Below are 20992 nucleotides of genomic sequence, written 5' to 3'. Positions count from 1 at the left end.
CAACCAGTGAAGAAACTTCCGATGGACCTCACCGGTCGGTCGGCGGGACAGTCGGGACATGACTTTCGACGCCGGCCACGCCGCCCAGGAGCAGGATCCGCACGCCAACGACGCCGCACCGTACGGCGGCGGAGACCCGTACGCCGACTACCGCGCCGGTGACTTCCCCTTCACCGATCTGGTCGACCTCGCGGACCGCCGCCTCGGTGCCGGAGTCGTCGCCGCCAACGACGAGTTCTTCGCCGAGCGCGAGAACCTGCTGGTCCGCGAACGGGCCGTGTTCGACCCCGAGCACTTCGGGCACAAGGGCAAGATCATGGACGGCTGGGAGACCCGTCGCCGGCGCGGCACCGACGCCGAGCACCCCTTCCCGGCGCCCGGGGACCACGACTGGGCGATCATCCGCCTCGGCGCACCCGGAGTGATCCGCGGCATCGTGGTCGACACCGCCCACTTCCGCGGCAACTACCCGCAGCGCGTGTCCGTCCAGGCCGCCTCCGTCCCCGGCGCGCCAGGTCCGGAGCGGCTGCTCGCCGACGACGTGACCTGGGAGGAGCTCGTCCCGCCCACCCCCGTACGCGGCCACGCCGCCAACGGCTTCGCGATCGGCGTCGAGCGCCGCTTCACCCACCTGCGCCTGTGCCAGCACCCCGACGGCGGCATCGCCCGCCTCCGCGTCCACGGCGAGGTCGTGCCGGACCCCGAATGGCTGGAACTGCTCGGCACGGTCGACCTCGTCTCCGTACTCAACGGCGGTACGTACGAGGACGCGTCGGACCGGTTCTACTCCTCGCCCACCCAGATCATCCTGCCGGGCACGTCCGCCAAGATGGACGACGGCTGGGAGAACCGCCGCCGCCGGGTCCGCGGCACCAATGACTGGGTGCGCTTCCGGCTCGCCGCGCGGGGCGCAGTCCGGGCCGTCGAGATCGACACCGCCTACCTCAAGGGCAACTCCGCCGGGTGGATCTCCCTCCAGGGCCGCGACGGCGACTCCGGCGAGTGGTTCGAGATCATCCCGCGCACCGGGCTCCAGCCCGACACCCTCCACCGGTTCGCGCTGCCCGGCCCGGCCGTCGCCACCCACGTCCGGCTGGACGCCTTCCCCGACGGCGGCGTCGCCCGGATGCGCCTGCACGGTTCGCTCACCGACGAGGGCGCGGCCGACCTGCGCGCCCGCTGGGCCGGACTGACCGGCTGACCGGCCGGCCGGTTTCCCCCCGGCGGGTGGCCGCGCACCGACCGCCCACCCGCCGGGCGGATCTCACCCTCCGCAGGCCGGCGCGGTACGGGGGGACGGCCCCGTCACGAGGCCCGCGGGGTCACGGCGAGGGAGTGCAGGTAGCGCATCAGCGTCATCAGGACGTCACGGCTGGAGTCGCGCCGCCGGGCGTCGCACACGACGATCGGCACCGGATCGGGCAGGTCGAGGGCGGCCCGCAGCTCCTCCAGGGGGTGCTCGGGCGCTCCGGGGAAGGAGTTGACCGCGACGACGAACGGCACGCCGCGCTCCTCCAGCCTGCCGATCACGTCGAAGCTGACCTCCAGCCGGCGGGTGTCGACCAGCACCACCGCGCCCAGCGCGCCTTCGAACAGCCCGCGCCACAGGAACCAGAACCGTTCCTGGCCGGGTGTGCCGAAGAGGTACAGGACCAGCTCCTCGTTGATGCTGATCCGGCCGAAGTCCATGGCCACGGTGGTGGAGCTCTTGCGCTCCACGCCCGCCGTGTCGTCGACGCCGACCCCGGCCTGGGTCATCGTCTCCTCGGTGGTCAGCGGCCGTATCTCGCTCACCGAGCCGACCAGGGTCGTCTTGCCCACCCCGAAGCCGCCGACGATCACCACCTTGACCGCGGCGGTGGCCGTCTCCGGCAGGGCGTCCGCGCGGGACGGCCCGGCGGGTGGCTCAGAGCTTCTGAAGTCCATCGATCACTGCCTCAATCAGTGCCAGGTCGGGGAGTTCGGCACGGGCGACGGGCGCGCGTGCCAGTACGTCCCCGTCGGTGAGCAGGTCACCCACCAGGACGGTCACCACGCTCACCGGCAGGGAGAGGTACGCGGAGATCTCGGCCACCGACAGCGGAGCCTGGCACATCCGCATGATCGCCGCGTGCTCCGGCTGCATACCGGGTCTGGGCGCCGACCTGGCCACGATCAGCGTGACCAGGTCGAGCGGGGCCGACCCTAACGAACCACTGCGGCCACCGGTGATGACGTAGAGCCGCTCGGGACCGCCGTCGTCCCAGCCGTGGCCCTCACGGTGCCGGTGGTCCGGGTCGCTCACGCGGGCTGCCCGTCGCGGCGGGGCGGGCTGCTGAGGTGCTCTCCGATCCGTGCCACCAGGTCGCGCATCCGCTGGCCCATCAGACCGGCGTCGACGCCCTCGTCGGCCAGGACGGCGAGGTAGGCCCCGGCGCCGGCCGCCATCAGGTAGAAGAAGCCGCCGTCCATCTCGATCACGACGAGCCGCATCCGGCCCTCGCTGTGCGGGAGTTCGGCGGCGACCGCGCCCGCGAGGCTCTGCAGACCGGCGCAGGCGGCGGCCAGCCGGTCGGCGGTGTCGGTCTCGGCGCCGTACTGGGCGATGCGCAGGCCGTCGGCGGAGAGCACGATGACGTGGCGGGTCTGCGGAACGCTCTCGGCCAGGTCCTTGAGCATCCAGTCCATGTCGGGCCGCTGCTGACTCATGGCTGTTCCCCCTTGCTCGCCGGGACCGGCGAGGCGTCGCTGTTCTGGTCTGCGCCGGTCTGGCTTTCCCCGGACAGGCCGCTCTGGAAGGCGGCCAGCCACATGCCGGGCTGCACGTGGGGTGCGGGCTCCGGTTCGGTGGCCGCGGTCCGGGTGGTCGTGGTGGCGCCCGCGGGCTCGGCGGACGCGGTGGGTGCCGCGGGTGCCGTCACGCGGGTCTTGCGGCGCCGCTGCGGCAGGCCGCTGGGCGTCCGCTCGGTCACCGCGGGCGCGTCGGCGCCGGACGGGCCGCTGACCGGGCGGGACGGGCCGGAGGGCGTCCTGTCCGTGTCCCGGGCGGCCGGGGCCACGGCGCCACGGGGCCCGGAGGAGGTGCCGATGCCGTGGGCGATGCCCGTCGCGGCCGAGGTCGTGGTGATCAGGCTCTGCGGGACGACGAGGACGGCGCGGACACCGCCGTACGCCGAGGACCGCAGCGAGACCTGGAAGTCGTACGCCTGCGACAGCCGGCCCACCACGGCGAGGCCCAGGCGCGGCGTCTCGCCCAGGTCGTTGAGGTCGATGCCCTGCTGGGCCTGACGGAGCATGCGCTCGGCCCGGTTGCGGGCCTCCTCGCTCATGCTCACGCCGCCGTCCTCGATCTCGATGGCGATGCCCGCGTTCACGTCCACCGCGGTCAGGTGGACCCGGGTGCGCGGCGGCGAGTAGCGGGTGGCGTTGTCCAGCAGTTCGGCCAGGGCGTGGATGAGGGGTTCGACGGCGGGGCCGACGACGGCGACCTCGGAGACCGAGTGGAGCTCGACGCGCTGGTAGTCGATGATCCGGGACATCGCCCCGCGCAGCACGCTGTAGAGCGGCACGGCCCGGTTCCACTGCCGGCCCGGCCGCGCGCCGCCGAGCACGGCGATGGAGTCGGCGAGCCGGCCGATGAGCGCGGTGCCGTGGTCGAGCCGCAGCAGGTCGCCGAAGACGCTGGGGCTCTGGCCGTGCCGGTCCTCCATGTCCCTCAGTTCCTGGGCCTGTTGGTGCACGATGGCCTGGACGCGGCGGGCGATGTTCACGAAGGCGCGCTGCGCCGACTCGCGCAGGTCCTCCTCGGCGACCACCGCGTCCAGCACGGAGCGCAGCACCGCCCGGTGGGCCGCCCGGAACTCCGGGGTGAGCCCTGGCCCGTAGGTGTCCTGGGCCTCCAGCGAGGCGAGGACGTCCTCGGGGAACTCGCCCTCGCGCAGCCGCCGCACCACGTCCGGCAGCAGGGTGTCGGCGAGCCGTACCGTCTCGGCCTCCTGGCGCGCGAGGGCCGTCCGCTGCTCGGCCGCCGTCGCCCGCAGGCGCGCCAGTTCCCGGCCGCGCCGGGCCGCCGCACCGCAGGCGAGGGCGACCGCGACGCAGGCGGCGGCCCCGAGCCAGGCGACCGGGGTGCGGGCCGGTGCGGAGACCAGGGCCACGGCGACGGCGGTGCCCGCTGCGATCACGACGGCGGGCAACGCCCATATGACGGGTGAGGCGGGCCCTGGACTACCGGGCGACGATCCCTCTCGAACCATCAGAACCCTCAAACGATCGAAAGCGAAAGATCAAAGGACACAACGGCCCGGAAGCTTATCGGTTGTTGTGCACGCCTCTTGACATCGGGTCAGCATGCGGACCGGCACCGGACGGCCCTTGGCGCAAAGACGCCCCGGACCCGGTCGACCCGGGTCCGGGGCGTTGTCGCCCTGCCGTCGTTACGCGTCGGCCGCCTGCGCCCTGAGCGCGCGCTCGACGCCCGCCCGCGACTCCGACACCAGCCGCCGCAGCGCCGCGTTCGGCTTCGCGCTCGCGAGCCAGGCGTCCGTGGCCTCCAGGGTTTCCGGGGACACCTGGAGCGCCGGGTACAGCCCGACCGCGATCTGCTGGGCCATCTCGTGCGAACGGGACTCCCACACGTCCTTGACCGCGGCGAAGAACCGCTCCGTGTACGGGGCCAGCAGCTCACGCTGGTCGGTCTGCACGAAGCCGCCGATCACCGCCTCCTGCACGGCGTTGGGGAGCTTGTCCGAATCGACCACCGACGCCCACGCCTCGGCCTTGGCCTCCTCGGTCGGCCGGGCCGCCCGCGCGGTCGCCGCGTGCCGCTCGCCCGCCGCCGTCCGGTCCCGCTCGTACTCGGCGGCGATCTCCGCCTCGTCGTACACCCCCGTGGCCGCCAGCCGCTCCACGAACGCCCAGCGCAGCTCGGTGTCGACGGCCAGGCCCTCGATCGTCACCGTGCCCTCCAGCAGGCCCGACAGCAGGTCCAGCTGCTGCGGCGTACGGGCGGTCGCCGCGAACGCCCGCGCCCACGCCAGCTGGTGGTCGCTGCCCGGCTCCGCGGTGCGCAGGTGGGCCAGCGTGGCCTCGGTCCACCGGCCCAGCGCGCTCTCACGCCGCTCGGGCGCCGCGTACAGGTCCAGCGCCAGCTTCACCTGCCGGTGCAGCGACTGCACCACACCGATGTCCGACTCCTTGCCGATGCCGGACAGAACCAGCTCCAGGTACGCGTGCGTGGCCAGCTCGCCGTCGCGCGTCATGTCCCACGCCGAGGCCCAGCACAGGGCGCGCGGCAGCGACTCGGTGAAGTCGCCCAGGTGCGCGGTGACGTTCGCCAGCGACAGCTCGTCCAGGCGCACCTTGGCGTACGACAGGTCGTCGTCGTTGAGCAGCACCACCGCGGGGCGCCGCTTGCCGACCAGCCCCGGCACCTCGGTCCGGTCGGTCGCCGTGACGTCCAGCTCCAGCCGGTCCGTACGCACCAGCTTGCCGTCCTGGAGCTCGTACAGGCCGATCGCGATCCGGTGCGGCCGCAGCACCGGCTCGCCCTTCGCGCCGGCCGGCAGCGCCGGGGCCTCCTGGCGGACCGCGAACGAGGTGATGACCCCGTCGCCGTCGACCTCGATCTCCGGGCGCAGGATGTTGATACCGGCTGTTTCCAGCCACGCCTTCGACCAGGTCCGCAGGTCGCGCCCGGAGGTCTCCTCCAGTGCGCCCAGCAGGTCCGACAGGCGCGTGTTGCCGAACGCGTGGCGCTTGAAGTACGCCTGCACGCCCTGGAAGAACGCGTCCTCGCCGACGTACGCCACCAGCTGCTTCAGCACGGAGGCGCCCTTGGCGTAGGTGATGCCGTCGAAGTTGACCAGGACGTCGTCCAGGTCGTTGATCTCAGCCATGATCGGGTGCGTCGACGGCAGCTGGTCCTGCCGGTACGCCCAGGTCTTCATCGAGTTCGCGAACGTCGTCCACGAGTGCGGCCAGCGCGAGCCCGGCGCCGCGGCCTGGCAGGCGATCGAGGTGTACGTGGCGAACGACTCGTTCAGCCACAGGTCGTTCCACCACTCCATGGTGACCAGGTCGCCGAACCACATGTGAGCCAGCTCGTGCAGGATGGTCTCCGCGCGCACCTCGTACGCCGCGTCCGTGACCTTGGACCGGAAGACGTACTGGTCGCGGATGGTCACCGCGCCCGCGTTCTCCATCGCGCCCGCGTTGAACTCCGGCACGAAGAGCTGGTCGTACTTGGCGAAGGGGTAGGCGTAGTCGAACTTCTCCTGGAACCAGTCGAAGCCCTGCCGCGTCACCTCGAAGATCGCGTCCGCGTCCAGGAACTCGGCGAGCGACGGACGGCAGTAGATGCCCAGCGGCACGACCTGCCCGTCCTTCTCGTACGTGCTGTGCACCGCGTGGTACGGGCCGACGATCAGAGCCGTGACGTACGTCGACATGCGCGGCGTCGGCTCGAACACCCAGGTGTCGTCCTTCGGCTCGGGCGTCGGGCTGTTGGAGATGACCGTCCAGCCGGCCGGAGCCTTCACGGTGAACCGGAACGTCGCCTTCAGGTCGGGCTGCTCGAAGCTCGCGAACACCCGCCGCGCGTCCGGCACCTCGAACTGGGTGTAGAGGTACGCCTGGTCGTCGACCGGGTCGACGAACTTGTGCAGGCCCTCACCGGTGTTGGTGTACGCGCAGTCCGCGACGACCGTCAGCTCGTTGCGCCCCTGCCTCAGGTGCTTCAGCGCGATCCGCGAGTCCCGGAAGACGGCCGCGACGTCCAGCGCGTGACCGTTCAGCGTGGCCTTGTGGACGGCCGGGGCCACCAGGTCGATGAACGTCTCCGCCCCCTCCTCGGCGGAGTCGAAGCGCACGGTGGTCACGGACCGGTAGGTCGCGTCCTCCTGCGCGCCACTGAGATCCAGGTCGATCTCGTACGAGTCCACGGTGAGCAGTTCCGCCCGCCGCTGGGCCTCTTCACGGGTCAGGTTCGTGCCAGGCACCCGGTCATCTCCTCGTTGTGTGACGTTTCCGGTCATCCTTCCACGGCGGGCGGGGCACGCGATGACCGATTACCGCCAGCGCCGCCGGGTGCCGCGGCCCCACGCTGGTCGCATGACGACCACGTACACCGCACGGCCCATCGATCCCGTCGCCCTGGAGGACCTGCGCCGGACCGACGACGCGGGCCGCCCCCGCGTCCCGTACGCCGACCGGGAGGGCGGCTCCCCGCTGCGCTGCTGCCTGCGGCTCTCCACGCCGGGGGAGCGCGTCGCGCTCGTCTCCTACGCCCCGCTGCGCCGCTGGGCCGCCGCGACGGGGGCGGCGCCCGGCGCGTACGACGAACAGGGCCCGGTCTTCGTCCACGCCGAGGCGTGCGCGGGGCCCTCGGGCGGGGGTGACGGCTACCCCTTCGCGCGCCCCGGCGCCCTGCGCGTCGTCCGCCGCTACGACGCGGCGGGCCGGATCGTCGGCGGCCGGCTCCTGGAGATTCCCGAGGACGCCACCGACGGCTTCGACCGGACGTTCGCCGAGGCCTTCGCCGACCCGGCCGTCGCCCTGGTCCACGTCCGGGCCGTCGAGTACGGCTGCTTCCACTTCGAGGTGCGCCGGCCCTGAGGACGCCGGGCGCGGGGTACGGCGGAGGGCGGCCACCCCCGTCGGGGTGGCCGCCCTCCGTCACGTACGTACCGGTGTCAGGCGCTCCTGAGCTCCTCGGCCACCAGCTCCGCGATCTGCACGGCGTTCAGCGCCGCGCCCTTGCGGAGGTTGTCGTTGGACACGAACAGCGCGAGGCCGTTCTCGACCGTCTCGTCGGCCCGGATGCGGCCCACGAAGGACGCGTCCTTGCCGGCCGCCTGGAGCGGGGTCGGGATCTCCGAGAGCTCCACGCCCTCGGCGTCCTTCAGCAGCTCGTACGCGCGCTCCACGCTGATCGGGCGCTCGAAGCGGGCGTTGACCTGGAGGGAGTGGCCGGAGAAGACCGGGACGCGCACGCACGTGCCGGACACCTTCAGCTCCGGGATCTCCAGGATCTTGCGGGACTCGTTGCGGAGCTTCTGCTCCTCGTCCGTCTCGAAGGAGCCGTCGTCGACGATCGCGCCGGCCAGCGGCAGCACGTTGAAGGCGATCGGGCGCTTGTAGACGGCGGGTTCCGGGTACGCCACGGCCTCACCGTCGTGGGTCAGCTCGGCGGCCTTCTCGGCGACGGCCTTGACCTGGCCGTCCAGCTCCGCGACGCCCGCCAGGCCCGAGCCGGACACGGCCTGGTAGGTGGTGGCGACCAGGGCGGTCAGGCCCGCCTCCTGGTGCAGCGGCTTCAGCACCGGCATGGCGGCCATGGTGGTGCAGTTCGGGTTGGCGATGATCCCCTTGGGGCGGTCCTTGATCGCGTGGGGGTTCACCTCGGAGACCACCAGCGGCACCTCGGGGTCCCGGCGCCAGGCGGAGGAGTTGTCGATCACCACGGCGCCCTGCGAGGCGACCTTCTCGGCGAGCGCCCTGGAGGTGGCGCCACCGGCCGAGAACAGGACGATGTCCAGCCCGGTGTAGTCGGCCGTGGAGGCGTCCTCGACCGTCACCCCGTCCAGCAGGGTGCCCGCCGACCGGGCGGAGGCGAACAGCCGCAGCTCGTCGACCGGGAAGTTCCGCTCGGCGAGGATCCTGCGCATGACCGTGCCGACCTGACCGGTGGCTCCGACGATTCCGACCTTCACGGGGACTCCTCCGTACACATGTGCGAGCTGGCGGGCCTGGCTGCCCCCACCCATCATGCGTATGACCGGGGCCTCCTTGTCCAATCGATTGTCCAGGTGCCGGACGGGCGAACGTTTTCCCGGACTCCCACGTCGTAGGGGAAAGACAATCGTCGGGAGGCAGTCCTTGCTGACCAGAAATGCCCCGGATCCCGGGGATGACCCGCTGGACCCCTCGCAGGTGAAGAGGGTGTGTGCCGTCCTCGCGCTCGGCGGGGTGCCGCAGGCCGACGTGCAGGACGGCCTCCAGCAGGTCCGGCTCCGCCTGCTGGAACGCGGGGCCGGCGGTGGCGAGCCGCCACGGGACGTGGGGGCGTGGGCCGCCGTGGTGGCCTCGCACATCGCGGCCGACTGGCACCGGGCCCGCAACCGGCTGGAGCGCACGGCGGCCCGGCTCGGCCGGCTCGGGCTGTGGAACGAGCGGATCCCCGGGGAGCAGGAGGCCCGGCTGCTGGCGCTCGCGGTCGCCGAGGGACTGGACGCGCTGCCGGCCGCGCAACGGCAGGTCATGGTGCTTCGCTTCTACGCGGACCTGACCGTGCCGCGGATCGCCGCGGAGCTGGGCATACCCGAGGGCACCGTCAAGAGCCGTCTGCACGCGGCGGCCAAGGCGATGCGTGCCCGACTGCGTGTGGACGAGGTGGTGTGACCGTGCGGGAAGAGGAGGTCGGCGTGGACGGGAACGGAAGGGACCGCCGTCACGAGGGCGGGGGAGCGGTGGACCGGCGCGGGGAGGACGGGAGAGGTATGGGGCGCAGCGGCGTGGAGGCGGAAGGAGGGGACGTGGCCGGCGGCGAGCTCATGGCGGTCCTGCTCGGGGAACCCCTGCCGGAGGGTGCGGACGAGGGTGCGCGGGCCCGGTACGCGGCCGCGGCCCGGGACGTAGAGGTCCTGCGGGCGCAGGTGCGGCTGATCGGCGACGCGCTGGCCGGTGAGGCGCCGGCCCGTGAAGCGGGCGGCGCCGGGCCCACCGCCTCGGCCGCGGGGGCCGGGCCCGGCGCCAAGAGGTGGCGGCGCCGGAGGTGGGCGCTGGCGGCCTCGGCCGCCGTGCTCGTCTCCGCCGCGGGCGCCGGGATGCTCCGTCTCGCCGCCGGCGGGGCGGACGAGGGCGCGGCGAAGTTGTCCTCCGAGGGCATCGTGGCCTGCGCGCGGGTCATCGCCGAGGGAACCGTCGCCCGTACCGAGCCGGACGGCGACCGCACCCGCATCGTGCTGGCGGTCGACCGGTACATCAAGCCGGCCAAGGGGCCGGAGGAAACGGAATTCTCAGTGCCGCGCGAGGAATCCGCCGTTTATCGCACCGGTGAGCGGATACTGGTGAGTATTTCCCGTTTCCCGGCGGAACCGGTGCTGTCTTTCACCGGAGCCGAGGTGGCTTCCACCCGCGAATGGATGCGGGCCGCGCTGCCCGCATCCCGAGACGTGGTGTGCGATTCACCCGCTTGATGGGAACAGGATTTCGAAGAGGAAGTGGTTTTTCTGCCATATCGGCCGAAAGGTTATGGCGGAAAAGCCTATGTGCGGCCTGTGGGGACCCGCCTACTGTCGGTCATCAAGATCGATGGCGCGGAAAGGTTTTCCGCGCCTCATTCATGGTGGGGGGTACCCGTGCGGGTCTCGAGAACGAGCCTTGCCCGAAGAATCACCGTTTGCGCGGCAGTCGCCGGGATCGTCGTGGGGGCGGCGGCCTGGAGCGGCGCGGACGACGGAGGCCCGGCGGCGCCGCACCGCGACGCCCAGGCGGAGCGCGTTCTGCACGGCCGTGAGGTGTTCGACTTCAAAACCCTGAACGAGCTGCTCGCGACCTCGCCCGTGGTTGTTCAGGCGAAGGTCACGGACGTGCGGCCGGGGCGGAGCACCGGCAGCGAGGAGACCGGTGGCGTCGAGCAGGCCCGGGACGTCACGCTCCAGGTCACGGACACGCTGAAGAACTACCAGGGTGCGACGGCCACCCTGGTCATGGAGGAGTACGGCTGGGACGCCGACGGCAACGGCTACCAGGTGGAGAACGTCGCGTGGAGCAACGTCGGTGACAGCGGCTTCTACTTCCTGCGCAAGACGGACGACGGGGAGCGCTGGCGGCTGGTGAACACCCAGGGCAGGGCGCTGGACAAGGGCGGCTGGCTGCAGTCCTCCGCCGATCCCGGATCCGAACTCGCCGCCGCCCTGACCGGTTACCAGCCGGACGAGCTGGCCTTCCACATCAGGTGGCTGCTCGACAAGAAGAACCAGCAGGTGCTGACGCCCCTGGCGGAGCCCACCGAGGTCAGCGGCCCGGCCGCGGAATCCCCCGCACCGGACGGTGGCGCCGAGGAGCCGATCCCGGACGACTCCACGAATGACGGTTCGGAGCCCACGCCGTACCCGTCGTCCAGCTGACCGTCCGCACCCTCCGCCCGTTCCCGGGGAATCCAGAACCCCAGAAAGAGGCATCCGTATGCCCTCCACCTCGCTCCGGCTCTCCGGCGCCGTCGCCATGAGTGCCGTGCTCCTCATGGCCTTCTCCACCACCTCGTACGCCGGTCACGACGACAACGGAACAGACCCGGACAACAGGAATCAGGCCGTCAAGGGATTCAGCCTGACGGCCAATGGGACGTCCGCGATGAATCACGGAAAGGCCGAACTCGAGCGCAGCGTGATCAGCACGTCGTGGGGCGGCGGTGACATCGAGGTCTACGACGGGTCGTACGGTGACACCGGCTGGCACGGCCGCACCGACTGCACCAACTGGAACGCGCTGTGGACCTCGTGCGACATCGTCCGCGTCCGGCTCAACCAGAGCTACAGCAAGTCCGCTTCCCAGTGGAAGAGCCTGGGTTGCCACGAGTTCGGGCACACCGCCGACCTCGGCCACCGCGCCCGGAGCAACGACACGGACAACAACTCGTGCATGCGGGTGGAGATCTGGCCGACCCGCTACGACCAGCACGACCTGAACGCCATCAAGGCGGGCACCTGAGCCATGCGCAGATCAGCCATCGCCATGGCGGCGGGCGTCTCGGCCGTCGCGCTCGCCGTGACCGGATTCCTGGTGACGCGGGACTCGGAGGAGGAGGCGTTCAGGAAATCCGCGCGCCACACGGAGTTCTGCCGGACGGCCGCCCCCCTGGACCTCCAGCACAACGAGGAACTCACCCCGCACAAGCGGCAGCACATCATCGAGGACCTCGGCAGGAGCGCCCCGGAGGGCGTCGCCCCGGCGTTCGACCGGCTGACCTCCTGGTACGGCCACCCCGAGCCGGAGGACGAGAAAGCGGCTCGCGCGTCCAGCCATGAGGTCGGGCAGTTCATCGAGCGTGTCTGCGACATCAACATCGGCGGCATCCGCTCCTGAGAACGTCCCGAGGACACGGAAGAGGCGCAGGCCACCGGCCTGCGCCTCGTCCGTTTCAGCCGCGGGCGTGCGCGGCCACGGTCACGGAGTGACCTTCCCGATCACGACGCTGCCCGTGCCCGCGGCCGTGCCGCGCGCCGTCAGCAGCGACACCTCGCCGAAGAACTGCCGTCCCTCGGGAGCCGCGCCGTTCACCAGGACCTCCGCCGAGACCTGCGCCGTGCCGCCGCTCGCCAGGGCGACCGGCTTGGCCTCGTCGACCTTCAGGGTGCCGAGCGCGGACGAGAAGTACACGTCCTTGTAGTCGTACGTGGTCGTGCCGGACGGGACCGCGTAGCCGTCCACGACGATCGTGTACGTGCCGGCGGCGGGCTTGACCAGCGAGACCGCCTCCTCCGAGTCGCCGTCGGCGGAGGAGCCCACCACCTTGCCGTCCTTCTTGACCGTCAGGTCCAGGTCGGCGCCCTTGTCGGAGGTGTTGCCGATCACCACGTCCAGGCGCTCCACGCCCTCGCCGACCGTCACCGTACTGGTCTGCGACGCGTGGTTCGCGATCGTCGGCGCTGCGACCTTCGCGGAACCGAGGGAGCCGCCCTTCAGCCTGCCGTCGATCGCCGCGAAGGCGTTGGTGACCTTCCAGTCGACCGCCGCCGGCGTGCCGATCCTCGCCTCCGGGACCGTCTTCACGGCCGGGTCGAAGGCCGCGCCCAGCAGCGTGACGTCCAGCTTGTACGGGTTGTCCAGGTCGGGCGACGTACGGCGCGACTCGACCTCGATCTCCCAGACGCCCGGCGCCGGGTCGGCGTACGAGCGCACACCCGGACGGCAGGTGTTCGCCGGGTTGTAGTGCGGGTAGCACAGGTTGGACGCGGTGTCCTCGACGGCCACGCCGTACGGGTGGATGGAGATGAACCGGGTCTGGCTCTTCTCCTTCAGCCCGCCGATCGCGACCTCCAGCGCCTTGGCGCCCTCGGGCACGGTCACGAAGTACGACGTGTGGCTGTTGCGCTGCACGCTGCCGCTCGCCGAGAAGGTGTACGGGGCCTTCGCCAGGTCCTGCGAGACGACCACGGTGGCGAGGATCTGCTTGTCCACGCCCTCGGTGTCCTCGTCGTCCGCCTCCAGGATCGCGCTGTGCACGCCGGCGGAACCGGGCTTGGCCTGCACCTTGACGGTGACCGGCTTGTTCAGCGGCAGGTCCACCTCGTCGTCGCCGAGGATGCGGAAGGTGCCGTCGTTGTACTTCAGGTCCAGCTCGTGCTCGACCGGCCGGTCCGGCCCGGTCGTGCGCGTGATGGTGACGTCGTAGACCTTCTTCTGGCCGGCCTTGAGACCGCCCTCACGGTCGTAGATGCCGGTGCCGGGCTTGGTCAGGTGCTGGTCCAGCGCGGTGTCGACGGGAGCGGCGACCTTGTAGTCGTGCGCGGTCGCCCCGTCCTTGATCGATTCCCAGGCCTCGACGACGTCGATCAGGCCGGCGCCCTGCTCGTGCGCGGCCACTCCGGAGATGCGGCGCGCGGTGCTGGTCAGCGCGGTGCGCAGGGTCAGCGGCGACAGCTCGATCTTCTTCTGCCTGGCCGCCGAGATCAGCAGCGCGCTCGCGCCCGCCGCCTGCGGCGAGGACATCGAGGTGCCGTTGAGCATCCCGTACCCGGCGGGCAGCTTGTAGGTGGTCTCGGGCACGCCGGCACCCGCCATCCACAGCGGGATGGTGTTGACCGCCGAGCCGGGCGCGGAGATCGTCGGGGTGAACCCGCCGTCCTCGCGCGGGCCGCGCGAGGAGAACGGGAACATGGCGTACTTCTTCTCGACGACCGAGTTGTAGTTGGCCGCCCAGGTCTCCCGGGAGATGGCCGCGCCGACCGAGACGACCTTGTCGGCCAGGCCGGGGTCGCCGATGGTGTTGATGCCGGGGCCCTCGTTGCCGGCCGAGATGACCAGCTGGACGCCGTAGGTGTCGATGAGCCGGCCGTACAGCTCGGCGCGCGCGTTGTCACCGGAGTTGAGCGCCGGCAGACCGCCGATGGACATGTTGACGATGTCCACGCCGCGGTTGATGACCAGGTCGGCCATGCCCTCGGTCAGGGCGGTGTTGGTGCAGCCGCCGGACCAGGTGCAGGCGCGCGAGGAGACGAGCTTCGCGCCGGGCGCGGCACCGTTCATCCTGCCGCCGAACAGCCCGTTGGCGGCGGTGATGCCGGCGACGTGCGAGCCGTGGTCCGACTCGATGACGCCGATGTTGACGTAGTCGGCCTTGTCCCCGCCGGCGTTGTACTCGACGTCCTTGCGGATCTCGACCACGAACGGGATGCGCTCGGCGACCTCGGTCGCCGGGTCGTCCGTACCGAAGTGGCCGATCTGGAAGCCGTCCTTGTACGGCTTCATCGCCACGTCGTCGGTGAAGTCGGCGTTGTCGTTCAGGTCGACCCGGACGGTGCCCGCGGCCGCGTCGTACAGCACGCCCCACGCGTCGGTGGTGTCACCGTCGCGGTTCAGGTCGCCGGCCATGTCGCCGCCGCGCGTGACGGCCTCCTCGAAGCGGCTGTAGGCATGCTTGCCGGCCGGAGCGGTGAAGGTGCGCCCGCCGGCGGTGAACGTGGGCCCCTCCACGGCCACGTCCATCCGGCGCCAGGTGCCGTCCCCGTCCGTGACCGGGTCGGTCGCGGTGACCCAGTCGGTGATCTTGCGCTCGCCCGTGGTGGTCCGCTGGAGCGCCGGGTGGTCCAGGTCGACGCCCGAGTCCAGGATGCCGATGGTCACCCCCCGCCCGTCGGCCTTGGGGTGGTCCCGCACGAACTCGACCGCGCCCGTCTCGAAGGACGGGTTGTACGGGTTCTTCGCCGGGGTCTTCGCGCTCGGGCCCGGGTACGTGGTCGTCGTACCGGGGGCGGCGGGGGCGGCGTTCCGCGCGGCGGACTGGCCGGCGTCGGGCGACGGGTCGTCCAGCTCGATCTCGTACTGGAGGTCGATGCCCTTGACGGAGGGCAGCTTCGCGGCGGAGGCGAGCGCGGACTCGGCCTTCACGGTGGGCAGGATGGCGCGGACGTAGCCGAGCTTGTCGTAGGTCGTGCCCAGCGTGGCGCCGGTGACGCCGTCCAGTTGCTCGGCGACCTGCTCGGTCTGGCCGGGCGCGGTGGCCACCATGACGGTGACGGTCTTCCTGCCCGCGGCCTCCGCCTCGGCCAGCCGTTCGGCGTCGGCCTGGCCGAGCTTGTCCGCGGTGGCGGACGACGGGGCGGGCTTGGGGGGTGCGGGGTTCGCCGGGTCGGCGGCGAGGACCGGGGCGGTGCCGGCCGCGACGAGCGCGGCCACCAGGCCCGCCGCGGCGGCCACGCGGGCCGCCCGTCTGCGGCCGGGGGCCGGGCGCCCTGATATGGAGCCCGGGGATTCGAGGGTGGTCATCAGCATCCCTGTATGTGAAAGAGAGAGTCCGGAATTCGGTGCCGGATGACCGCTCACCCTGTCGCAAGTCATGGGGTTTTGTGGAGGGTTGCCGGACGCCGGGATGCGGTCATGGCGCACATCCGCCACCGCGCGACGTACGCCATGAGGAACGAAACGGGCTCAAAGCCCTCAAGGTGATGGAGCGTTCGGCTTTCAGCTCTCGGCCCGCTGCGCTGGTTCGCCCCGGAACACTCCCCGGCGAACCCGGCCCTGCCGCACTAACCTCGCCGCATGAACCAGAGGTTGAGAGTCGCCGCCTACGCCGTGTGCGTCCGGGACGGACAGGTCCTGCTGGCCCGGGGCACCGCCGACGACGGCACCAAGGAGTGGAGTCTGCCCGGAGGCGGCATGGACCACGGGGAGGACCCCCACGACACGGTCGTCCGCGAGGTGGAGGAGGAGTCCGGCTACCTCGCCGAGGTGGTCGCGCTCCTCGGCCTCGACTCGATACGGCGCCACCGCCCCCGCCGCCTCGGTGGCGGCACCGACCTCCACGCCCTGCGGATCATCTACGAGGGCCGGGTCACCGGCGGTGAGCTGCGCCCGGAGGTGGGCGGCTCCACCGACCTGGCCGCCTGGCACCCGCTGGACGCCGTCCCGTCCCTCGCGCGAACCGCGCTCGTCGACGCGGGGCTGCGGCTCTGGCGGGAACGGCCCGCCGCGGGGCGCCTCGCGGACGCCGGCTGAACGAGCCGCTGCGCCTACCGCGGCAGGACCACCACGTAGGCGGCCGGGGCCCGGTCCCCGGCCGCCATCAGGGCCGTACGCACCACGACCGCCTGTTGGTCCAGGCCGTCCCGGAGCTTGCGCGGCGTGAGGTGGACGACCGTGATGCCGAGCCGCTCCAGGTGCTCGCGCTTGCGGGCGTACTCCGACCACGTCGCGTCGTCGTCGTGGCGCGGCGAACGGGTGTCGAGCTCCACGGCGACCGAGTGGTCGGGCCAGTACGCGTCCACCCCGCCCAGGTGCGGCCCGCCCGGCAACCGGAGATCGACGTTCCACAAAGGTTCGGGCAGGCCGTGCGCGCGCACCATCCGGTACAGCCGCTCCTCGGCCAGCGCCCGGCCCTCGGCGAGCAGCGAGTCGACGGCGCCCACCACGTGCGGCCGGGTCAGCAGCCGGAGCCGGTTCAGTTCGCGCACCACCGCCGCCGGTTCGCAGTGCCCGCCGCGCACGGCCTCCGTCAGCAGCCGCCGTACGGTCGGGGCGTCGTCGATCCGCGCGACGGCGTCCGCCAGCGCGCGGGCCACCGGGGCGACCGGCAGGCCGGTGACCTCCACCGCCCTCGGCATCTCCTGCGCCGCCCGCACGATCCGTACGTACCCGGTGGACCGCAGCCGCCGGGTGCGCGGGACCAGGACGTCGACGCGGTCCAGCGACGGCAGCGGCGGCGCGGCCGTGAACCGGTACAGCGCGAGGGCGGCGAGCCCGGTGACCATCGCGTCGGACGGCCGCGGCTGCCGGTCCGCGTACAGCAGGGCGGCGCGCAGCCGCTCCCCGCCGGTGGGCGGACCGGGGTGGAGCAGGTACACGCCCGGCAGGACCTGCTGCCAGGCCCCGCCGGGCCGGCACTGCGCGGCGGCCTCGGCGGCGGACACGCCGTGCGCCCGCAACTGCGCGGCGGACATCACCCGGCCGCGCTCGGCGGTCAGGTGGGACAGGGGGCGGGGGGAGAGCGGGGTGTTGGTCATGCCCGGGGGGTTCCCGTCCGACGCCGTGGCGCTAACCGCTGTTACACGTCCGTCGACAATCCGGGACGACCCCGTCCTAAAGTACGGGCGTTCGAGTGCCGATCAGGGACCCCGATCACGCCTCCCACCTGCGCGGCGACCAGCCCTGCGGACGAATGTACGACCAGGGGACGGGCGCCCGAATCCGGCGCGCGCCCGCCCCCCGCGCCGGCCCGCGCCCCTCCGCACCCGCTCGCGCCGCCGCACCACCCGCGCCCCCGGGCGGCGGACCGCCGGGGGCCGGGCACACGACGGCGCGCGGGTGCGCACGGGGCGGCGCGCCGGGCGTCAGCCCGCCGACGCGTCGCGGGCCTGGGCGCGCAGGGCGCGGGCCAGGTCGTCGCGGGCCTCCAGGACCAGCCGCCGCAGCGCCGGGGCGGCCGACTCGTGGGCGGCCAGCCACGCGTCGGTGGCCTCCAGCGTGGCCGGGTCGTCCTGGAGCGACGGGAACAGGCCCCGCACCACGTCCATGCCGATCTGGATGGACCGCTCCGCCCACACCCGCTCGATCGCCGCGAAGTACTTCGGCGCGTACGGAGCGGTCAACGCCCGCTGCGACGGCTGGACGAAGCCCGCGATCGTCGCCTCCACCAGCGCGTTCGACAGGGAGTCCGACTCGACGACCTGCGCCCACGCCTGCGCCTTGACCGCCTCCGACGGGCGGGACGCCAGAGCGCGCACCTGGTGCCGCTTGCCCGACGCCGTGTCGTCACGCGCCAGCTCCGCCGCGATCACCGCCTCGTCCGCCCGGCCGTGCGCGGCCAGCGGCTCCAGGAACGACCAGCGCAGCTCCTGGTCGACGTCCAGTCCGCCGATCTTCGCCGTGCCGTCCAGCAGCCCCTCCAGGAGCTGGAAGTCCTCCTCCGAGGCGGCCACCGCGGCGAAGAACCGCGCCCACGTCAGCTGGTGCTCACTGCCCGGCTCCGCCGCCCGCAGCTCCCGCAGGGCGCCCCCGGCCAGCAGCCGGCCGCCCTCCTCGCGCCACTGCGGCGCCGCGTAGTTCACCAGCGCGGACCGCGCCCAGGCGTGCAGCATCTGGAGCACACCGATGTCCGACTCGCGCCCCGCGAAGGCCAGCACCAGGGCCACGAAGTCCCGCGCCGGCAGTTCCGCGTCCCGCGTCAGGTTCCACAGCGCCGACCAGCACAGCGCCCGGGCGAGCGGGTCCGTCAGGTCGCCCAGGTGCGCACGGAGCGTGGCCAGCGAGTCCTCGTCGAAGCGGACCTTGCCGTACGTGAGGTCGTCGTCGTTGACGAGTACGAGGTCCGCCCGCTCCGCCCCCGCCAGTTCCGCCACCACGGTCCGCTCACCGGTGATGTCCACCTCCGCGCGGGCGTACCGCGCCAGCTCCCCTCCGGGCGACAGCCGGTACAGGCCCACCGCCGCCCGGTGCGGCCGCAGTTCGCCGCCCTCCTGGAGCACGGCGAGCTCGGAGATCCGGCCATCCGCGTCATGGGTGACGACCGGCGTCAGGACGTTGACGCCCGACGTCTCCAGCCAGGAACGGGACCAGGCCCGCATGTCGCGCCCGGACGTCTCCTCCAGCACCGACAGCAGATCGTCCAGGCGCGTGTTCCCGTACGCGTGCCGCTTGAAGTACCGGCGGGCGCCCTCCATGAACGCGTCCCGGCCCGCGTACGCCACCAGCTGCTTGAGCACCGCGGCGCCCTTGGCGTAGGTGATGCCGTCGAAGTTCAGCTTGGCGTCCTCCAGGTCACGGATGTCGGCCGTGACCGGGTGCGTCGACGGCAGCTGGTCCGCGCGGTACGCCCACGCCTTGCGGCTGTTGGCGAAGGTCACCCAGCTGTTGGTGAAACGGGTGGCCTCGGCCAGTGAGAAGGAGCCCATGAAGTCCGCGAAGGACTCCTTCAGCCACAGGTCGTCCCACCACTTCATGGTCACCAGGTCGCCGAACCACATGTGGGCCATCTCGTGCAGGATGACGTTCGCCCGGCGCTCGTACGCCGCCTGCGTCACCTTGCCCCGGTAGATGTACTCCTCGCGGAAGGTCACCATGCCCGGGTTCTCCATGGCGCCCAGGTTGTACTCGGGCACGAACGCCTGGTCGTACTTCCCGAAGGGGTACGGGTGGTCGAAGTTGTCGTGGAAGAAGTCGAAGCCCTGCTTGGTGACCAGGAAGACGTCCTCCGGGTCGAAGTGCTTCGCCAGGCTCCTGCGGCACATCGCGCCCAGCGGGATCTCCAGCTCACCGCGCCGGTAGGTGTCCGTCACATAGTGGTAAGGACCGGCCACGACACAGGTGATGTACGTCGAGATCGGCGCCGTCCGGGCGAACCGGCGGACCTCGCCGTCCCGCGACTCCTCCACCCCGTTGCTCCACACCGACCAGCCCTCGGGAGCCGCCACCTCGAACCGGAACGGCGCCTTCAGGTCCGGCTGCTCGAAGTTGGCGAACACCCGGCGCGCGTCGGCCGGCTCGTACTGGGTGTAGAGATAGACCTCGCCGTCCTCCGGGTCGACGAACCGGTGAAGGCCCTCGCCGGTCCGGCTGTACGCGCACTGCGCGTCCACCACCAGCACGTTCTCGTCGGCGATGCCGTCCAGCGCGATCCGGGAGCCGTCGAAGACCGCCGCCGGGTCCAGCTCCCGCCCGTTGAGCGTCACCGCGTTCACCGACGGGGCGATCAGGTCCACGAAGGTGGCGTCGCCCGGTGCGACGCGGCGGAACCGGATCGTCGTCACCGAACGGAACGTGCGCCGCTCGGCCTCGCTCCCCCCGACGGCGGACCGCAGGTCGAGCGCGACCTCGTACCCGTCGACGGACAGCAGCTCGGCCCGCGCGCGGGCCTCGTCGCGGGACAGATTCTCACCGGGCACGGGCGGCACTCCTTCGTGGCTCGTTGGTACAGGAGTGATCCTGCCATGCGGAACTGACACCCGGCAGCACGCCCCGGAGCGCCCGGGAATGCCCCGGTGGACGCCCGCGTTGTGCCCGGGGACGAGCACGGCCGATCACTTGCGCAGACCATGAGGAGTGACATGTCCGAGAGCAGGACCACCGCCGACTTCTGGTTCGACCCGCTGTGTCCCTGGGCGTGGATGACCTCCCGCTGGATGCTGGAGGTCGAGAAGGTCCGCCCGGTCGACGTGCGCTGGCACGTGATGAGCCTCGCCGTCCTCAACGAGGACAAGCTGGACCAGGTCCCGCCGGAGTACCGCGAGATGCTGGAGACCCAGGCGTGGGGCCCGGTCCGGGTCGTCGTCGCCGCCCAGCAGCTGCACGGCGACGAGGTGGTCGGCAAGCTCTACACCGCGCTCGGCACCCGCTTCCACAACAAGGGCGAGGGCCCGACCCAGACGGCGATCCGCGAGGCGCTGGAGGACGCGGGCCTGCCGGTGTCCCTCGCCGAGTACGCCGACAAGGACACCTACGACGCCGAGCTGCGCGCCTCGCACCACGAGGGCATCGGCAAGGTGGGCCAGGAGGTCGGCACCCCGGTCATCGCGGTGCCCGGCGCGGACGGCGAGCAGATCGCCTTCTTCGGCCCCGTCGTCACCCCGGCCCCCAAGGGCGAGGAGGCGGCGCGCCTGTGGGACGGCACGCTGATGGTGGCATCGATCCCCGGCTTCTACGAGATCAAGCGGACCCGCACCCAGGGCCCGGACTTCAGCAACCTCTGACACCCGGAGCCGACGGAAGGCCCCCCGCGAGTCATGTCCTCGCGGGGGGCCTTCCTCCATCCGCCTGCCCGGTGAAGGTTGAGAAGACGATCACGAGCAGGACGTCTCGG

The 20992-nt window shown here is 72.1% G+C and carries 18 protein-coding genes; 9 read left to right on the top strand and 9 right to left on the bottom strand.

Annotated features, from left to right (window positions below; genetic code table 11):
- Positions 1-58 precede the first annotated feature (58 nt).
- On the top strand, positions 59-1201 hold the full coding sequence (gene alc, locus AC07DW_RS03200; protein ID WP_478855884.1) for an allantoicase: 1143 nt from the start codon (positions 59-61) through the stop codon (positions 1199-1201).
- Positions 1202-1305: 104 nt separating this feature from the next.
- Here alc and AC07DW_RS03195 read toward each other — a convergent pair whose 3' ends face one another.
- The 5 genes from AC07DW_RS03195 to pepN (AC07DW_RS03175) form a co-directional block, all read right to left on the bottom strand.
- The gene (locus tag AC07DW_RS03195) at positions 1306-1926 is read right to left on the bottom strand and encodes a GTP-binding protein (RefSeq protein ID WP_478855883.1); all 621 of its coding nucleotides are present in this window, start codon (positions 1924-1926) and stop codon (positions 1306-1308) included.
- Entirely contained in the window at positions 1907-2284 is a 378-nt protein-coding gene (locus AC07DW_RS03190; protein ID WP_478855882.1) for a DUF742 domain-containing protein, read from the bottom strand. Before AC07DW_RS03190 ends, AC07DW_RS03195 begins: the two co-directional genes overlap by 20 nt.
- Positions 2281-2688, bottom strand: a complete 408-nt coding sequence (locus AC07DW_RS03185) for a roadblock/LC7 domain-containing protein (RefSeq protein WP_478855881.1) — start codon at positions 2686-2688, stop codon at positions 2281-2283. The genes AC07DW_RS03190 and AC07DW_RS03185 overlap by 4 nt, the downstream gene beginning before the upstream one ends.
- A complete protein-coding gene (locus tag AC07DW_RS03180) occupies positions 2685-4235 on the bottom strand; it encodes a sensor histidine kinase (RefSeq protein ID WP_478855880.1) in 1551 nt (516 codons plus the stop codon). Before AC07DW_RS03180 ends, AC07DW_RS03185 begins: the two co-directional genes overlap by 4 nt.
- Positions 4236-4415: 180 nt before the next feature.
- Positions 4416-6977 carry an aminopeptidase N gene (pepN, locus tag AC07DW_RS03175; protein ID WP_478855879.1) on the bottom strand — a complete coding sequence of 854 codons (2562 nt, stop codon included), beginning with the start codon at positions 6975-6977 and terminating at the stop codon, positions 4416-4418.
- A gap of 112 nt (positions 6978-7089) precedes the next feature.
- Here pepN (AC07DW_RS03175) and AC07DW_RS03170 point away from each other — a divergent pair, with 112 nt between their 5' ends.
- Positions 7090-7593 (top strand): DUF1203 domain-containing protein, encoded by a 504-nt coding sequence (locus AC07DW_RS03170; RefSeq protein ID WP_478855878.1) that lies wholly within the window; start codon positions 7090-7092, stop codon positions 7591-7593.
- Positions 7594-7670: 77 nt separating this feature from the next.
- On the opposite strand, the gene AC07DW_RS03165 is transcribed toward AC07DW_RS03170, so the two are convergent.
- Positions 7671-8690, bottom strand: coding sequence for an aspartate-semialdehyde dehydrogenase (locus AC07DW_RS03165; RefSeq protein ID WP_478855877.1), 1020 nt, complete (start codon positions 8688-8690; stop codon positions 7671-7673).
- Positions 8691-8856: 166 nt separating this feature from the next.
- Between AC07DW_RS03165 and AC07DW_RS03160 the strand changes: the two genes are divergently transcribed.
- The 5 genes from AC07DW_RS03160 to AC07DW_RS03140 all read left to right on the top strand — a co-directional run bounded on the left by AC07DW_RS03160 (position 8857) and on the right by AC07DW_RS03140 (position 12066).
- Positions 8857-9378, top strand: a complete 522-nt coding sequence (locus AC07DW_RS03160; RefSeq protein WP_478855876.1) for an RNA polymerase sigma factor — start codon at positions 8857-8859, stop codon at positions 9376-9378.
- A 23-nt stretch (positions 9379-9401) separates the two neighbouring features.
- The gene (locus AC07DW_RS03155) at positions 9402-10175 is read left to right on the top strand and encodes a hypothetical protein (RefSeq protein ID WP_478855875.1); all 774 of its coding nucleotides are present in this window, start codon (positions 9402-9404) and stop codon (positions 10173-10175) included.
- A gap of 228 nt (positions 10176-10403) precedes the next feature.
- A complete protein-coding gene (locus tag AC07DW_RS03150; RefSeq protein WP_478855874.1) occupies positions 10404-11108 on the top strand; it encodes a hypothetical protein in 705 nt (234 codons plus the stop codon).
- A gap of 58 nt (positions 11109-11166) precedes the next feature.
- The gene (locus AC07DW_RS03145; protein WP_478855873.1) at positions 11167-11691 is read left to right on the top strand and encodes a hypothetical protein; all 525 of its coding nucleotides are present in this window, start codon (positions 11167-11169) and stop codon (positions 11689-11691) included.
- A gap of 3 nt (positions 11692-11694) precedes the next feature.
- The gene (locus AC07DW_RS03140) at positions 11695-12066 is read left to right on the top strand and encodes a hypothetical protein (RefSeq protein ID WP_478855872.1); all 372 of its coding nucleotides are present in this window, start codon (positions 11695-11697) and stop codon (positions 12064-12066) included.
- Between the two features lie 81 nt (positions 12067-12147).
- On the opposite strand, the gene AC07DW_RS03135 is transcribed toward AC07DW_RS03140, so the two are convergent.
- A complete protein-coding gene (locus tag AC07DW_RS03135; RefSeq protein ID WP_478855871.1) occupies positions 12148-15468 on the bottom strand; it encodes a S8 family serine peptidase in 3321 nt (1106 codons plus the stop codon).
- A 273-nt stretch (positions 15469-15741) separates the two neighbouring features.
- Here AC07DW_RS03135 and AC07DW_RS03130 point away from each other — a divergent pair, with 273 nt between their 5' ends.
- A complete protein-coding gene (locus AC07DW_RS03130; RefSeq protein WP_478855870.1) occupies positions 15742-16197 on the top strand; it encodes an NUDIX hydrolase in 456 nt (151 codons plus the stop codon).
- 14 nt (positions 16198-16211) lie between these two features.
- On the opposite strand, the gene AC07DW_RS03125 is transcribed toward AC07DW_RS03130, so the two are convergent.
- Positions 16212-17201 (bottom strand): hypothetical protein, encoded by a 990-nt coding sequence (locus AC07DW_RS03125; protein WP_478855869.1) that lies wholly within the window; start codon positions 17199-17201, stop codon positions 16212-16214.
- Between the two features lie 327 nt (positions 17202-17528).
- On the bottom strand, positions 17529-20078 hold the full coding sequence (gene pepN, locus AC07DW_RS03120; protein WP_478855868.1) for an aminopeptidase N: 2550 nt from the start codon (positions 20076-20078) through the stop codon (positions 17529-17531).
- A gap of 162 nt (positions 20079-20240) precedes the next feature.
- On the opposite strand from pepN (AC07DW_RS03120), the gene AC07DW_RS03115 reads away from it, so the two are divergent.
- A complete protein-coding gene (locus AC07DW_RS03115) occupies positions 20241-20882 on the top strand; it encodes a mycothiol-dependent nitroreductase Rv2466c family protein (RefSeq protein WP_478855867.1) in 642 nt (213 codons plus the stop codon).
- Positions 20883-20992 lie beyond the last annotated feature (110 nt).

Source organism: Streptomyces sp. NPDC045701, from assembly GCF_056432045.1.
This window is presented reverse-complemented; position numbering and strand designations above follow the sequence as displayed.